The organism is Dactylosporangium sp. NBC_01737, from assembly GCF_035963215.1.
Lineage (GTDB): Bacteria > Actinomycetota > Actinomycetes > Mycobacteriales > Micromonosporaceae > Dactylosporangium.
On record NZ_CP109153.1, the window covers coordinates 12,122,695 to 12,136,058 of the forward strand.

A 13,364-nucleotide genomic window follows, 5' to 3' on the forward strand; every position below is an offset into this window, starting at 1 on the left:
CGCGGCGGGATCCGGTCCGGCATACTGGCGCGGACCGGCGAACGGATGGAGGAGTCATGGCGACCTTCGGCAACGCCGACGACCTGCGGGGAGCGCGATTCTCCGACGTGGACCTCCGCGGCGCCCGGTTCGCCGGCGGCGACCTGTCCGGCGTCACGATCCGGGGTGTCGAGCTGCGCGGCGCGGAAATCGACTCACCCTGGCTGTTCGACGGCGACAACGCCCTGCGCGTCAACGGTGTCGACGTGCTCCCGTTCGTCGACGCCGAGCTGAACCGCCGCTTCCCCGGCCGGGCCTACCGGCGCGCCACGGACCCGGCCGGTCTGCGCACGGCCTGGGCGACGGTCGAGGACACGTGGGCGGCGGCGCTCGCCCGGGTCGAGGCGATGCCGGACGGCACGGTCGACGTGTCCGTGGACGATGAGTGGTCCTTCGCGCAGACGTTGCGGCACCTGGTCTTCGCCACCGACATTTGGCTAGGCCAAGCGGTCCTGCGGGCCGAGCGGCCGTTCCACCCCATCGGTCGGCTGGACTCGGGCACCAAGGCCGACGGCACGGAGCCACTCGCGCCGCGGGCCGAAGCACCGCCGTTCGCGGAGGTGCTGGCCGTGCGGGCGGGTCGCGTCGCGATGGTGCGAGACTTCCTCGCCGCCGTCACGCCGGACGTGCTGGCCGAGCCTCGCGCCAACCCCCACTCGCCCGAGCACCAGGAGACGGTGCTGTCCTGCCTGCACGTGATCCTCGACGAGGAGTGGGAGCACCACCGCTACGCGGTGCGGGACCTCGACGCGATCGAGGCGCGGCCGGCCGGTTCCTGACACAGGGCTGAGGCCGGTCACCGTGTTGGTGACCGGCCTCACGCCAGGGGTCGTGCTGTGGGTGTGGTGGTTGGTGCTCAGTTGGAGGCGACGCCGAGTTCGGCGGTGCCGCCACCGCTGTTGATCTCGGTGGCTGAGGCGAACGCGCTGTCCAGGCGGGCCTGGAGGGCGTCGAGCTGGGAGTACTCGGCGGTGTGCGAGGACTCGCTGCCCTCGGCGGCGAAGACGTGGTCGGTCTCGGCGGCGGAGTGGTCGTAGCTGGTGTAGTCGGACTCCTCGTAGTGCTCGCCCGACGGGTTGGAGTACTCGACGTGGTGGCCCTGGTCGAAGCTGGTGTTCTCGGCCGCGGCGTGGTCCTGCTCGTAGACGTTGAACTGGTTGTTGTAGTCGGCCTCGCTGGCGTTGACCTGGTGCAGCTGGTCGAGGGCCTCGTGCTGTTCACCCGCCTCGTAGTTGGCGTAGGTGTCGTTGCCGCCGTCGTAGCCCGCGTCGCCGGTCTCGTAGTCGCTCATCGCAGTATCCCCTGATTCGGTGGGTGTCCGGTGTGTGTTGCCGTCTCGGTGCTGAGACATACGTTAGGCACCCCGGCACCGGTTCAAATCCCGGAAACGTGCCACCGCCCGCAGGTCAGCGGGGCAGTGCGTTGCGCAGGCGGATGCCGCTGAACATCAGCGTGCTCACCGTGACCTCGTCCCAGAACCGCCACAGGTTCGGCAGCACCCGCAGCTGGATGCCGGCCTCGGCGTGCAGTGCGAAGAGGTCTCCGACGGGCTCGGGCGGCCCCAGCGGCACGACCGGCTCGACGGCGACGTGCGCGTGGTGCACCGGCGTGCCGATCGGTGCGAATGTCGCGGCCGGCAGCCGGTACGCGAACACCCGCGCCGTGCGCATCGCCTCCAGCCAGCCGAACTCCACGGCGTGCACCCGCTCGCCGCAGCCGGCGCCGACGATCCGGTCGCGGTCCTCGGCGGTGGTGTCCGGGCCGGTCCAGGCCATCGCCCGCGGGCACTGGCGCGGGAACCAGTAGTCCGGCGACCGCCCGTGGTCGACGGCCCAGACATACGCCTCGGGCTCCTGCGCGGTCGCCGCGACGTGCGGCACGAACCTGGTGATCGTCGGGTCCTCGGAGAAGTGCAGCACCTGCCCCGGCTCCGGTCGCATCAGTCGCTCTCCCTGCTTCCGCCGTGGTGGCGCTGGTAGTGCCGGGCGACGCGGGCGCGGTTGCCGCAGCCGTCGGAGCACCACTCACGGCGCGGATGGTTGCGCACGAAGTACAGCACGCAGCCGGGCGCGCGGCAGGCCCGCAGCAGCAGCCGGTCCGGCCCGGCGAACAGCGCCACGGCCTCCTCGGCGATGGCGGCGACGGCCGCGAGCGCCGGGTCGTGCGCCGTGCGCACCACCCGCCGGGGTCCGGTCTCGCCGGCCGGCCCGGCCTCGTCCGCAGCCCCGGTCTCGTGCTCCGTCGCGGCCGGGTCGTCGTCGCCGGGCCAGTGCAACTCGGACCAGGACGGCGCACGGGCGCACGCACGGTTGAGGGCGCCGACGGCCGCTTCCAGATCGGCCGCCGTCGGGTCCGCGGTGGGTTCCTGGTCGGCGATGGCTGCCACGGCCGCCTCCCGGTCGTCGCCGGTGGCGGCGGCGGCCAGGTGGCGCAGTGCGTCGCGGAGGTCCTGCAGCCCGGCGACCGCCTCCCGGCCGGCGATCCCGACCTCGGGGCGCACCGCGCGCAGCCAGCGGGCGGCGGCGGCCGGGGCGGCGATCGTGTCCTGCACGCCGTCGCGGTCGGCCCGCACGGTGTTCATCAGCTCAACCGGCAACGGCTCCACGGACCTAATGGTAAAGCATTGCGAAAACCATTTGGTCGTGTACTAATGGAAGCAGCACACTCCATCCGTTAGGAAGTGAGGCGGCCGTGTTTCACGAGGGGGAACTGGCGATCCAGGAGCGGGCCGGCGTCCGGCTCGAGGCGGCCCGGCTGTCCGGCATGCTGGCGCCCGGCGGACTGAGCCGCGGCGCGGGCGGGTGGCTGGCCGAGCGGACCCTGGCCGTGCTCGCCGGCCGCGACCGGGCCGGGCGGCTGTGGACCTCGGCGCTGACCGGCCCGCCCGGCTTCCTCGACGGCGCGGGGCAGCGGCTGCGGGTGGACGCGGCGTTCGCGCCCGGCGACCCGTTGCACGACCTGCCGGCGGGCCAGCGGGTCGGCCTGATCGCGATCGACTTCGCGACCCGGCGCCGGATGCGGGTCAACGGCACGCTGCTCACCGATGAGGCCGGGCACGCCGGGCGCGGTGGTCTCACCGTCGAGGTGACGGAGGCGTTCGGCAACTGCCCGCAGTACATCCGGCCGCGGCGGCTCGTCCGGGGCGCGACGGCGGCGCCGCCGGCGTTCGCGACGGTGCCCGCGCTCACCGCCGCCGATGCGGCGATCGTCGCCGGCGCGGACACGTTCTTCCTCGGCACCACCCACCTGGGCCGCGGCGCCGACGCCTCACACCGCGGCGGCCCGCGCGGGTTCCTCCGCGTCGACGGCGGCGACCTGTGGTGGCCGGACTACCCGGGCAACAACATGTTCAACAGCCTCGGCAACCTCGCCACCGACCCGTCCGCGGCGCTGCTCGTGCCCGACTTCGGCACCGGCCGCACGCTGCACCTGTCCGGCACCGCGACGGTCGAGTGGACCGAGGCGGGCACCGGCGCCGCCGACGAGCTGACGGGCCGCCGGGTCCGCTTCCACCCGACCGCCGTCGTCACCGGCGAACACCCCGCCCTCGTCGCCGCCTCCGGCTGACCGCGCCGCGTCCCGCACCGAGAGACGGCGCCGACCGGCCCGTGTTTCGGCTGGAGCGCACTCGGGAATCCGTCAGCTCAACTGGTCCCCCCACGGAGGTTTCCCATGTCGGCACAGGCCGTCCTGTACATCATCGCCATCATCCTGCTCGCCGTCGCGGCGCTGCCGGTGCCGTCCCGCGGCTTCAACCTGGCGATCCTCGGCGCCGCCTTCGCCCTCCTCGCCTACGGCTGGCCCGTCGTCAGCGCCTGACCGAGGCACCCGGCCACGGCCGGCCACCCCGCTCCCCGGGTGGCCGGCCGTGGCACGTTCCGGGGATTTGAACCGATCGCGGGGTGCCTAACGTCTGTCTCAACAAACGCGGCACACACCGAATCAGGGGAGATACGAACATGAGCGACTACGAGACCGGCGACGCGGGCTACGACGGCGGCAACGACACCTACGCCAACTACGAGGCGGGTGAACAGCACGAGGCCCTCGACCAGCTGCACCAGGTCAACGCCAGCGAGGCCGACTACAACAACCAGTTCAACGTCTACGAGCAGGACCACGCCGCGGCCGAGAACACCAGCTTCGACCAGGGCCACCACGTCGAGTACTCCAACCCGTCGGGCGAGCACTACGAGGAGTCCGACTACACCAGCTACGACCACTCCGCCGCCGAGACCGACCACGTCTTCGCCGCCGAGGGCAGCGAGTCCTCGCACACCGCCGAGTACTCCCAGCTCGACGCCCTCCAGGCCCGCCTGGACAGCGCGTTCGCCTCAGCCACCGAGATCAACAGCGGTGGCGGCACCGCCGAACTCGGCGTCGCCTCCAACTGAGCACCAACCACCACACCCACAGCACGACCCCTGGCGTGAGGCCGGTCACCAACACGGTGACCGGCCTCAGCCCCGTCCGGGGTGCGGGGACAGTAGGAGCATGAGCAACAACCCCGCACGGGTGTTCCGGATCGCCGCGATCGGGGAGGCGTGCTCCTGGCTCGGCCTGCTGGTCGGGATGTTCTTCAAGTACGTCGTGGTCGAGAACGAGATCGGCGTGAAGGTCTTCGGGCCGATCCACGGCGCGATGTTCGTCGCCTACCTGGTCGCTCTGGTGTGGGTGGCCAGAAGCGAGCGGTGGAGCTTCCTGAGGTTCGCCGTCGGCGCGGTCGCGTCGATCCCGCCGTTCACGACCCTGCTGTTCGAGCTGTGGGTGGAGCGGGTCAGGCGCGCCCCGGTGCTGGAACGCGCCTGACTGCGCACCATCAGGCCGGCAGGGTCCAGCGCTGGTTCTGACCGGTGCCGCACGCCCAGATCTGCAGCTGCGTGCCGTCGGCCGAGCTGGGCCCGGTGGCGTCGAGGCACTTGCCGAGCGCCCGCAGCGTGCCGTCGCCCGGCGCCGTCCAGGTCTGTGCGGTGCTGCCGTTGCAGTCGTACAGCTGGACCTTCGTGCCGTTCGCGGAGTTGGCGGCGGCAACGTCGAGGCACTTGCCGAGCGCGCGCAGCGTGCCGTCCGTGCCGACCGTCCAGGACTGGGCGGTGGTGCCGTTGCAGGTCCACAGCTGGATCTTCGTGCCGTTGGCGGTGGCCGCGCCGGCCACGTCGACGCACTTGGCGCCGTAGCCGGTGATCGGGCCGACCCGGGTGGACGGGGTGCCGCTGCTGGCGCCGGCCCACAGGTACGTGCCGACGGTCTTCGCCGGCAGCGTGCTGCTCACCTGCTGGGTGCCGACCCGCAGCGTGAACGCCTGCGAGGCCGACGTCTGGTTGACCACGACCGTGACGAGGGTGCCGTCGGGGTTGAGGAACGCCACGTTCGTGACGCTGCCGGTGCTGCCGTAGCCGGTGGAGACGCGGCGGGCGCCGGGTTTCACGAACTTCGAGAACTGGGCGATCATGTTGTAGTCGGGCAGCGCCCAGAAGGTGTCGCGGTTGCTGGTGCTCTGCACGAGCATCGTCGGGTCGGGCGAGCCGGACCAGCGTTCGGGGGCCCGGTTCTGGTCGAGCATGCTGACCCAGCCCTCATACAGGGTGGCCTGGTTGCGGAAGTACTGCACGATCCGGTCGGCGCCCGAGGTGCCCCACACGGAGCGCTCGGTCATCAGCATGTCCTTGTCCGGGTAGGAGGCCTTCACGGTGCTCATCGCGGACGGGTCGCCCGCGTAGTCGTGGAAGGCCACACCGTCCACGGAGGAGTACGCGTCGGAGTGGGCGCCGGAGCTTCCCAGTACACCTGCCGCATAGGAGACCGACTCGGAGAAGTTGTGGTCGAAGGCCCAGATGCGGGTGCCGAGACCGTTGTTCGTGAGCTCGGCACGCAGGGCCTTGGCGAGCTGCCGCTCCTGGTCCGCGGAGACGAGCATGCCGGGGTAGTCCGGCGGGGAGAACAGCGGCTCGTTCTGCAGTGTGAGGGCGTGGATCGGGATGCCCTGGGCGGTGTACGCCTGCACCGCGCGCCGGTAGTAGGTGGCCAGGGTCGGGATCTGGCTGGTGTTGAGGCTGCCGCCGATGATGGCGTTGCTGGTCTTCATCCACGGCGGCGCGGACCACGCGCTGGCGAACACCTTGATGTCGGGGTTGATGGCGAGCGCCTGCCGGACGGTGGCGATGATGCCGAGGTCGATGTCGCGCTGGATGGAGAAGCGCGACAGCGTCGGGTCCGCGGCGCCGTCGTCGTAGGTGTAGAAGGCACCCGACGTGAAGTCGCTGGTGCCGAAGGTGATCCGGATGACGTTGAATCCGGCGCCGGTCGCCGGGTCGACGAGCGCGCGCAGGGCCCGGTCGCGGGCGGTGGCGCTCATCCGGGACAGGTTGGAGACCGTGGACTCCTCCAGGGAGGAGCCCACGCCGAGGATCGTCTGGAAGCGGGTGTTCGTGTCGGCGGTGATGGTGGGGGTACCGGATGCCGCGACGACCGGCACGTCGGCCTGCCGCGACAGCTGGTAGGGCGTGCCGGCCAGACCGGTGGCCGGGTTGGTGTACCAGTTGCCGTTCTTCGGTTCGTAGCCGGCGGTGCGGGACTCGGAGCTCCAGTAGACCTGCACGCTGGTGGCGGCGGCCTGAGCGCTGGGCGCGCTCAGGGCGACGACGGACGCGGCGAGGACGCTGAGGACGAGCAACGGTCGGGTTGGGACCATGTGGAATGCTCCTGGCGGGGAGTGCACGGAAAACTTCAGGACTCGAAATAAGTCCTGACCGAACTCTCCGCAATAGGCAGCCAACCTGTCAATAGGTGGCCACGTTGAGCTTGCCCCTGGGGTCGAAGTAGCCGATCGTGTCGTGGAAGCCGTCGGTGGCCGCGCCGACGCCGGACGCCGCCGGCAGTTCCCAGGGGAACGTGTAGAAGCAGGTCGGCCGGCAGCCCTGGGAGTAGCCGCGGTGCACCGTGCCGTCCGGCGCGCGGAACCAGATGTACAGGTCTGACGGGTGCGAGGTGAGTGAGAACCCGCCGCCGGTGGACACCTCGCCGGGCTGCGGCACGCCGGAGCGGTTGGTCAGCGTGGCCGAGCCGGGCGTGAAGGTGGCGAGGTTGATGGCGTTGCCCGCGCCGGTCCAGCCGAGGATCAGGCCGTTGCCGGCGCCGGAGTCGTCCTGGACCAGCGCCGGTCCCGCGGCGCTCGTGTCGGCGAGCGTGACCCGGTCCAGCAGCGCGATGCCGTTGGGCACACCGTTGCCGCCACAGCCGGTGCTGTCGAGCCGGCCCAGGTTGAGCCGGCCGTCCGGCCCGGTCCACGCGATCCAGCGGCGGCCGAGGCCGTCGCGGGCCATCGCCGGCGAACGCAGCGTGCGGACCCCGGCGAACGCCGTGCGGCACTTCAGGCCGTTGCCGATGGTGTAGGCGACGCTGAGGGTGTTGGCGTTGTTGGCGGCGGACCAGGCGAGGTAGACCCCGAAGGCGTAGCCGAACACCCCGTCGGCGTCCAGGGCGGGACCCTCACCCTCCGGCACCCGCTCGACGACGCTGTTGTCCTTGGTGAAGGTGTGCCCGCCGTCGACGGACCAGCCGACGATCAGCTGCTTGCCGGACGTGCCGGACGTCGATCCGGTCCACGCGGCGTAGAGCCGGTTGTTCGCGAAGGCGAGCGCGGGCCGCCCCGAGCCGGTGTGGACGGTGGTGTACGCCGCCGCGGCACCCGGGAACGGGCCCAGGACGAGTGCGGCGGCGACGAAGGGCAGGGTGAGGCGTCGGACGTGCATCAGGCGTGGTCTCCACTCGGTGGCGGCGGCGGATGTGGCCGAGAGAGCGCTCTCTGAACGCCTTCAGTGTCCTGACGCCTTCACCGGCGGTCAATCCTTGTTGCCATCAGTTGCCATCGACCGACCAGACCTGGAACGCCGGCCCGTCGGACGGTGCGGTGGCGGCGCCGCCGTACAGGTTCACCGCGCGGTCGAGGCCGGGCAGCTGCACCGGCGGGCCCGACGCCCGGCGGGCGAACACCAGGATCCGCTCCTGCGCGGTCTCCCGCCAGAACGCGACGGTGTCGGCGTCGGCGTGCTCGAGGCGCAGCCCGCCGTGACGCAGCGCCGGGTGGGCGCGGCGCAGGCCGAGCAGCGCGCGGTACCGGGCGAGGGTCGGCCGGTGCCAGCTCGGCTCGTCGTGCCACGGCATGGTGCGCCGGGACTCCTCGCCCCACGCGCCGGTGAGGCCGAGCTCGTCGCCGGCGAAGACCATCGGCACGCCCGGCAGGGTCGCCAGGAGCCCCGCGGCGACCTCGACCCGGTCCGGGTCGCCCACGACGGTGCGGACGCGCGGGGTGTCGTGGGTGCCCAGCGCCGTCCACGAGTGCGTCCACGACCGCCACGACATGCCCGCCGCGGCGGAGCGCATCGAGCGCATGACGGCGTCGCCGCCGCGGCTCGGCACGCCCCCGGGGACGCCGAGGAAGTCCGGCAGCGCGAGGTCGGGCGCGCGCAGCCAGGTCCACAGCGGACGGGTGAAGCCGGCGTAGTTCATCGTGCCCTGCCAGCCGTCCAGGTCCAGGTCGCTGCCGGCACTGTGGGCGTGCTCGGCGACGAGCATCGCGTCGGGGCGCACGTCGCGCACGGCGCGGGCGACGAGCCGGGACACCTCGTGGGTCAGGTCGTCGGTGCCGTGCCGGCCGGTCATGTTGGCGACGTCGACCCGCCAGCCGTCGAGGTGCTCCAGCCACCGCTGCAGCGGGTCGACGAACGCCTTGCGCAGGCCGGTGGAGTTCCAGTTGAGCTTCGGCAGGCTCGGCACGCCCAGCCAGGCGGCGTAGCCGCCGTCCGGCGCGTGGTAGTAGCGGTCCCGCGCGGCGGGGTCGTGGAACCACTCGTGGCCGTCGCCGGTGTGGTTGGTGGTGATGTCGCCGATGAGCCGCATCCCGCGGGCGTGCAGGGCGTCGGCGAGCCGGGCGAGGGCCGCGTCGCCGCCGAGCAGCGGGTCGACGGCGTCGAAGGTGGACGCGTCGTAGCGGTGGTTGGAGCCGGCGGGGAAGAACGGTGTCAGGTAGACGGTGTCGGCGCCGAGGGACTGGATGTGCTCCAGGCGACCGATGATGCCGTCGAGGTCGCCGCCGTAGATCTGCCGGCCGGTGAGCTCGCCGCGGCCGACGACCGGGGTGTCCCAGCCGCACGGCACCGCCCATGACGGCAGCGCCCGTTCGGCGTAGGCGGGCGAGCGCGCGAACCGGTCGGGGAAGATCTGGTAGATGGTCGCGTCGCGGATCCAGGCCGGCGGCGCGGGGTGCGCCACCAGCCTGAAATCCGTGGCGTCCGAGACCTCGTGGTCCGCAAGACCGGCCGCGGAGTACCAGTTGCCGTCGACCAGGAACCGGTAGGGCGTGACGGGGTTGTGCACGGGCAGCGTGGCCCGCCACCACAGCTCGGCGCCGCGGCGTTCGGCGACCGCCTCGGAGAAGCGCGGCTCACCGTCCACGACGGACCGCACGTGCACCTGCGCGACCCCGGGCGAGGTGCGCAGGTAGACGTCGGCCTCGGAGTCCAGCGAGGGGGCCTGGTCCGGGACGTGCAGGGCCGAGCCGTCGTGGTGGATCATGGTTATCCCTTCACCGCACCCGCGGTCAGGCCGGACACGATGTACCGCTGCAGCGACTGGAAGACCAGCACCGTCGGGATCGCGGTCAGCAACGACCCGGCGCAGAACATGCCGAAGTTCGCGTTGCGCTGCCCGGCGATGAGGCCGTAGAGGCCGACGGCGAGGGTCTTGGAGTCGTCGGAGCGCAGGAACACGTTGGCGAGGAGCACCTCGTTGATGGTGCCGATGAAGCCGAGCAGCGCGGTGACGGCGAGGATCGGCGCGATCAGCGGCAGCGTGATGCGGAAGAACGTCTGGGCGTGGGTGGCGCCGTCCATGACCGCGGACTCGTCCAGCTCCCGCGGGACGGTGTCCAGGAAGCCCTTCATCAGCCAGGTGCCGACGCCGAGCGCGCCGCCGAGGTAGAGCAGCATCAGCCCCCACGGGCTGTCCAGGCCGAAGGACGGGTAGTAGTCGCCGATCTGCGAGAACAGCAGGTAGATGGTGACCACGGCGAGGAACTGCGGGAACATCTGGATGAGCAGCAGCGCCATCAGCCCGACCCGCCGGCCCGCGAAGCGCATCCGGGAGAACGCGTAGGCGGCGAGCACCGACAGGAACACCCCGGCGGCCGACGCTGTCAGTGCGATGACGACGGAGTTGAGGTACCAGCGGCTGAACGCCGTCCTGGTGAACAGGTCGGCGAAGTTGGTGGTGCTGGCGCCGGTCGGGTAGAGCTCGGTGGAGCTCAGCGAGCCGACCGGGTTGAACGCCGCGGACACCACGAACACGATCGGGAAGAGCGAGAACGCCACGGCCGCGATCCCTGCCGCGTGCCGCCATCCCATGCGGCGCATCCATTTCGTCACGAGTACACCTCCTCCTGCTTGCGGCTGCGGCGGAACCCGACCACGGACACGATCGCCACGATGGCGAAGATGTAGACCGAGATCGCCGCGGCGAAGCCGAACTGGGCGCCGGAGCCGCCGAACGCCAGCCGGTACGTGTAGGTGATGAGCAGATCGGTCGCGCCGACGCTGGAGTCGTCGGGCGGGAACGGGCCGCCCTCGGTGGTCAGGTAGATCGCGTTGAAGTTGTTGAAGTTGAACGCGAACGACGCGATGAGCAGCGGCGTCAGCGCGACCAGCAGCAGCGGCAGGGTGACCTGTTTGAAGCGCTGCCACATCGAGGCGCCGTCGATCGTCGCGGCCTCCGTCATCTCCTTCGGGATCGCCTGCAGCGCGCCGGTGGCGACCAGGAACATGTACGGGTACCCCATCCACAGCTGCACGAGGATGACCGCGAGCCTGGCCGTCGCCGGCTGGCCGAACCAGTCGACGTCGACGCCGAGGAGCCGGTTGATCAGCCCGAACTGCTGGTTGAACATGTCCCGCCAGACCAGCAGCATCGCGAAGCCCGGCATGGCGTAGGGCAGCACCAGCAGCACCCGGTAGAGGCTGCGGCCGCGCAGCTTGTCGGCGTTGAGGGCCAGGGCGCAGCCGAGGCCGAGGCCGAAGGTGACCAGGACCGAGCCGATCGCGAACGCGAAGTTCCACACCATGGTGCTCAGGAAGTGCCCGGAGATGCGGGAGTCGGTGAGGACCCGGGTGAAGTTGCTGAGGCCGACGGAGACCTTCCAGCCCTGCGGCAACCGTTCGCCGTCGGCGGCGACGAAGCTGCCGGCGTCGTTGTCGGCCTTCCACTGCTTGCCGGTGCCACGGTCGGTGATGCAGTCGCAGGCCTTGTCGTAGAACTGGGTGGCCTGGCCGTTGTAGGCGCGGGTGAGGCCGGACGCGCGGACCGCGCCCTCGCCGGTCGGCACGCTGAAGGCAAGGATGTCGTCGTTGCGGAGGTTGGCCTCGCCGAGGCTCAGCAGGGTGTACCCGTCGGCCTCGACGATCTTCCGGCCGTCGACGGTGAACTGCGCGGGGTGCAGCCCGGTGCCGTCGCCGACGAACGTCGCGCCGGTCTTGTCGATGAGCAGGAACACGATGGCGCCCTCGCGGGTGGCGACGGCCAGGTCGTACTCCTGGGAGCCGGGGATCTGCTTCACGGAGGCGCCCTGCACGGCGGTGACCGCGTCGGCCTTGCTGCCGCGGTGCCCGTCGCCGTAGTTGGTGAACGCGGTGCTGGCGGTGTACAGCACCGGCACGACCTGGAACGCGAGCAGGAACAGGGTGCCGGGCACGAGGTACTTGGCGGCGATGTGCCGCGGGGTCAGGTAGACGTAGAAGAGCAGTGCGGTGGTCACGGTGAGCACCGCGAGCCAGCCCCAGGCGTGGGCGTCGACCAGCGGGAGGGCGGCCGCGATCGCCAACGCCAACCCGGCGCCGAGCAGGGCGATCTTGATGGTGGGGCCGGCGAGCGAGCCGCCTCCCCGCTGGGTCGTCGTCATCATCGCTACTTGTTGATCGCTTCGGTGATCGCCTTGCCGGCGGCGGCGAGGGTCGTCTGCACGTCGGCGCCGCCGACGATCGCGGCCTCGGCCTTGCCGAACGGGTCCCAGACCGCGGCCATGGCCGGGATCGCGGGGAGCACGGCGCCGCCCTTGCCGGCGTCCAGCCACTTCTGGATGTCGGGGTCGGTGCCCTTGACCTGGTCGAGCGCGGCGACGAGCGCCGGCGGACGCGGGTTGGCCTGGTACAGCGCGACCTGCAGCTCGGGCTTGGTCAGGTAGTTGGTGATGAACTCGTTCGCCAGGGCCTTGCTACGACCCTTGCTGGCGACGTAGAACGCCTGCACGCCGACGAACGGCTGGGCGGGCTTGCCACCGGCGAACGCGGGGATCGGGGTGATGTCGTACTTGACGCCGGCCTTCTTGATGTCGGCGACGGCCCACGGCCCGGAGATGAGGAACGCGGTCTTGCCGCCGGTGAAGGTGGGGATGGCGTTGTCGCCGGTGATGGAGCGGGTCAGCGCGCCGCTGCCCTTCTCACCGAGGGCGGCGATCTTCTTGAACGCCTCGACCGAGGCGGGCTTGTCCACGCCGAGGTCGGCGGGGTCGTAGTCGCCGTTGGGCTTCTGGCCGAAAAGGTAGCCGCCGGCGGAGGCGTACAGCGGGTACGCGTGGTACGCGTCGCCGTTGGCGCCGACCTGCAGCGACATGATGTTGGTGACCTTGCCGGCGGTCTTCAGCGTCTGCCCGGCCTTGACGAGGTCCTCGATCGACCCGGGCGCGGTGGGCGCGAGGTCGGTGTTACGGATGAGGGCGAGGTTCTCGATCGCGTACGGCACGCCGTAGAGCTGGCCGTTGAAGGTGACGGCCTTGACCGCGACCTCGGCGAACGCGGACTTCTGCGCCTCGGGCAGCTGCACCGGGTCGATGGCGCCGTTCTGGACCAGGTTGCCGATCCAGTCGTGCGCGCCGACGACGATGTCCGGGCCCTTGCCGGACTGCGAGGCGGTGACGAAGTTGGTCTGCAGGTCCTTGGAGACCGCCTGGACCTCGACGGTGACGCCGTTGTCCTTGCCGAACTTCTCGGCGAACGGCTTCAGGGCCGCGGAGCGCTGGTCGTCGGCCCAGATGGTGAGGGTGCCGCCGGCGGCCTTCGACGCCGTGGACGACGGGGTCGTCTTGTCGCCGTCGCCGCAGGCGGTGAGTGCTAACGACAGAGCCGCAAGGGTGACGACACCCGTGATGCGGATGCGCATGGGGTTTCTCCTGTTCGGACAGGGAGGTGCTGGGGGTGTGCAGGGTGTGGTGAGCGGTCTCCGGACACGACGTGTCGGCGGTCGCTTGCGCAACCGCTGACGTGGTCTTGCGGAGCCACGGG

General features: G+C 71.2%; 14 protein-coding genes. 5 read left to right on the plus strand and 9 right to left on the minus strand.

The window, feature by feature from the left end; all coding sequences use genetic code 11:
• Positions 1 to 56 precede the first annotated feature (56 nt).
• Positions 57 to 818 carry a DinB family protein gene (locus OHA72_RS55865; protein ID WP_327004244.1) on the plus strand — a complete coding sequence of 254 codons (762 nt, stop codon included), beginning with the start codon at positions 57 to 59 and terminating at the stop codon, positions 816 to 818.
• Between the two features lie 77 nt (positions 819 to 895).
• On the opposite strand, the gene OHA72_RS55870 is transcribed toward OHA72_RS55865, so the two are convergent.
• From OHA72_RS55870 to OHA72_RS55880, 3 genes are all read right to left on the minus strand, one after another.
• Positions 896 to 1,330 carry a hypothetical protein gene (locus OHA72_RS55870; protein ID WP_327004245.1) on the minus strand — a complete coding sequence of 145 codons (435 nt, stop codon included), beginning with the start codon at positions 1,328 to 1,330 and terminating at the stop codon, positions 896 to 898.
• Positions 1,331 to 1,445: 115 nt separating this feature from the next.
• The gene (locus OHA72_RS55875) at positions 1,446 to 1,979 is read right to left on the minus strand and encodes a DUF6886 family protein (RefSeq protein ID WP_327004246.1); all 534 of its coding nucleotides are present in this window, start codon (positions 1,977 to 1,979) and stop codon (positions 1,446 to 1,448) included.
• The gene (locus OHA72_RS55880; RefSeq protein WP_327004247.1) at positions 1,979 to 2,644 is read right to left on the minus strand and encodes a CGNR zinc finger domain-containing protein; all 666 of its coding nucleotides are present in this window, start codon (positions 2,642 to 2,644) and stop codon (positions 1,979 to 1,981) included. Before OHA72_RS55880 ends, OHA72_RS55875 begins: the two co-directional genes overlap by 1 nt.
• 86 nt (positions 2,645 to 2,730) lie before the next feature.
• Here OHA72_RS55880 and OHA72_RS55885 point away from each other — a divergent pair, with 86 nt between their 5' ends.
• The 4 genes from OHA72_RS55885 to OHA72_RS55900 all read left to right on the plus strand — a co-directional run bounded on the left by OHA72_RS55885 (position 2,731) and on the right by OHA72_RS55900 (position 4,848).
• Positions 2,731 to 3,606, plus strand: coding sequence for a pyridoxamine 5'-phosphate oxidase family protein (locus OHA72_RS55885; protein ID WP_327004248.1), 876 nt, complete (start codon positions 2,731 to 2,733; stop codon positions 3,604 to 3,606).
• Between the two features lie 105 nt (positions 3,607 to 3,711).
• Complete coding sequence (locus OHA72_RS55890; protein WP_327004249.1) at positions 3,712 to 3,858, plus strand: hypothetical protein; 147 nt, start codon at positions 3,712 to 3,714, stop codon at positions 3,856 to 3,858.
• Positions 3,859 to 3,998: 140 nt separating this feature from the next.
• Entirely contained in the window at positions 3,999 to 4,433 is a 435-nt protein-coding gene (locus OHA72_RS55895) for a hypothetical protein (RefSeq protein ID WP_327004245.1), read from the plus strand.
• Positions 4,434 to 4,533: 100 nt separating this feature from the next.
• The gene (locus OHA72_RS55900; RefSeq protein ID WP_327004250.1) at positions 4,534 to 4,848 is read left to right on the plus strand and encodes a DUF3817 domain-containing protein; all 315 of its coding nucleotides are present in this window, start codon (positions 4,534 to 4,536) and stop codon (positions 4,846 to 4,848) included.
• Between the two features lie 10 nt (positions 4,849 to 4,858).
• Here the strand turns inward: OHA72_RS55900 and OHA72_RS55905 are convergent, their stop codons facing one another.
• The 6 genes from OHA72_RS55905 to OHA72_RS55930 form a co-directional block, all read right to left on the minus strand.
• Complete coding sequence (locus tag OHA72_RS55905; RefSeq protein WP_327004251.1) at positions 4,859 to 6,730, minus strand: ricin-type beta-trefoil lectin domain protein; 1,872 nt, start codon at positions 6,728 to 6,730, stop codon at positions 4,859 to 4,861.
• Positions 6,731 to 6,818: 88 nt separating this feature from the next.
• The gene (locus OHA72_RS55910; protein ID WP_327004252.1) at positions 6,819 to 7,790 is read right to left on the minus strand and encodes a hypothetical protein; all 972 of its coding nucleotides are present in this window, start codon (positions 7,788 to 7,790) and stop codon (positions 6,819 to 6,821) included.
• A gap of 106 nt (positions 7,791 to 7,896) precedes the next feature.
• Entirely contained in the window at positions 7,897 to 9,612 is a 1,716-nt protein-coding gene (locus OHA72_RS55915; protein ID WP_327004253.1) for a glycoside hydrolase family 13 protein, read from the minus strand.
• A gap of 2 nt (positions 9,613 to 9,614) precedes the next feature.
• A complete protein-coding gene (locus OHA72_RS55920; RefSeq protein ID WP_327011856.1) occupies positions 9,615 to 10,448 on the minus strand; it encodes a sugar ABC transporter permease in 834 nt (277 codons plus the stop codon).
• Between the two features lie 8 nt (positions 10,449 to 10,456).
• Positions 10,457 to 11,989, minus strand: coding sequence for an ABC transporter permease subunit (locus OHA72_RS55925; RefSeq protein ID WP_327004254.1), 1,533 nt, complete (start codon positions 11,987 to 11,989; stop codon positions 10,457 to 10,459).
• Positions 11,990 to 11,991: 2 nt separating this feature from the next.
• Complete coding sequence (locus OHA72_RS55930) at positions 11,992 to 13,242, minus strand: sugar ABC transporter substrate-binding protein (protein ID WP_327004255.1); 1,251 nt, start codon at positions 13,240 to 13,242, stop codon at positions 11,992 to 11,994.
• Positions 13,243 to 13,364 lie beyond the last annotated feature (122 nt).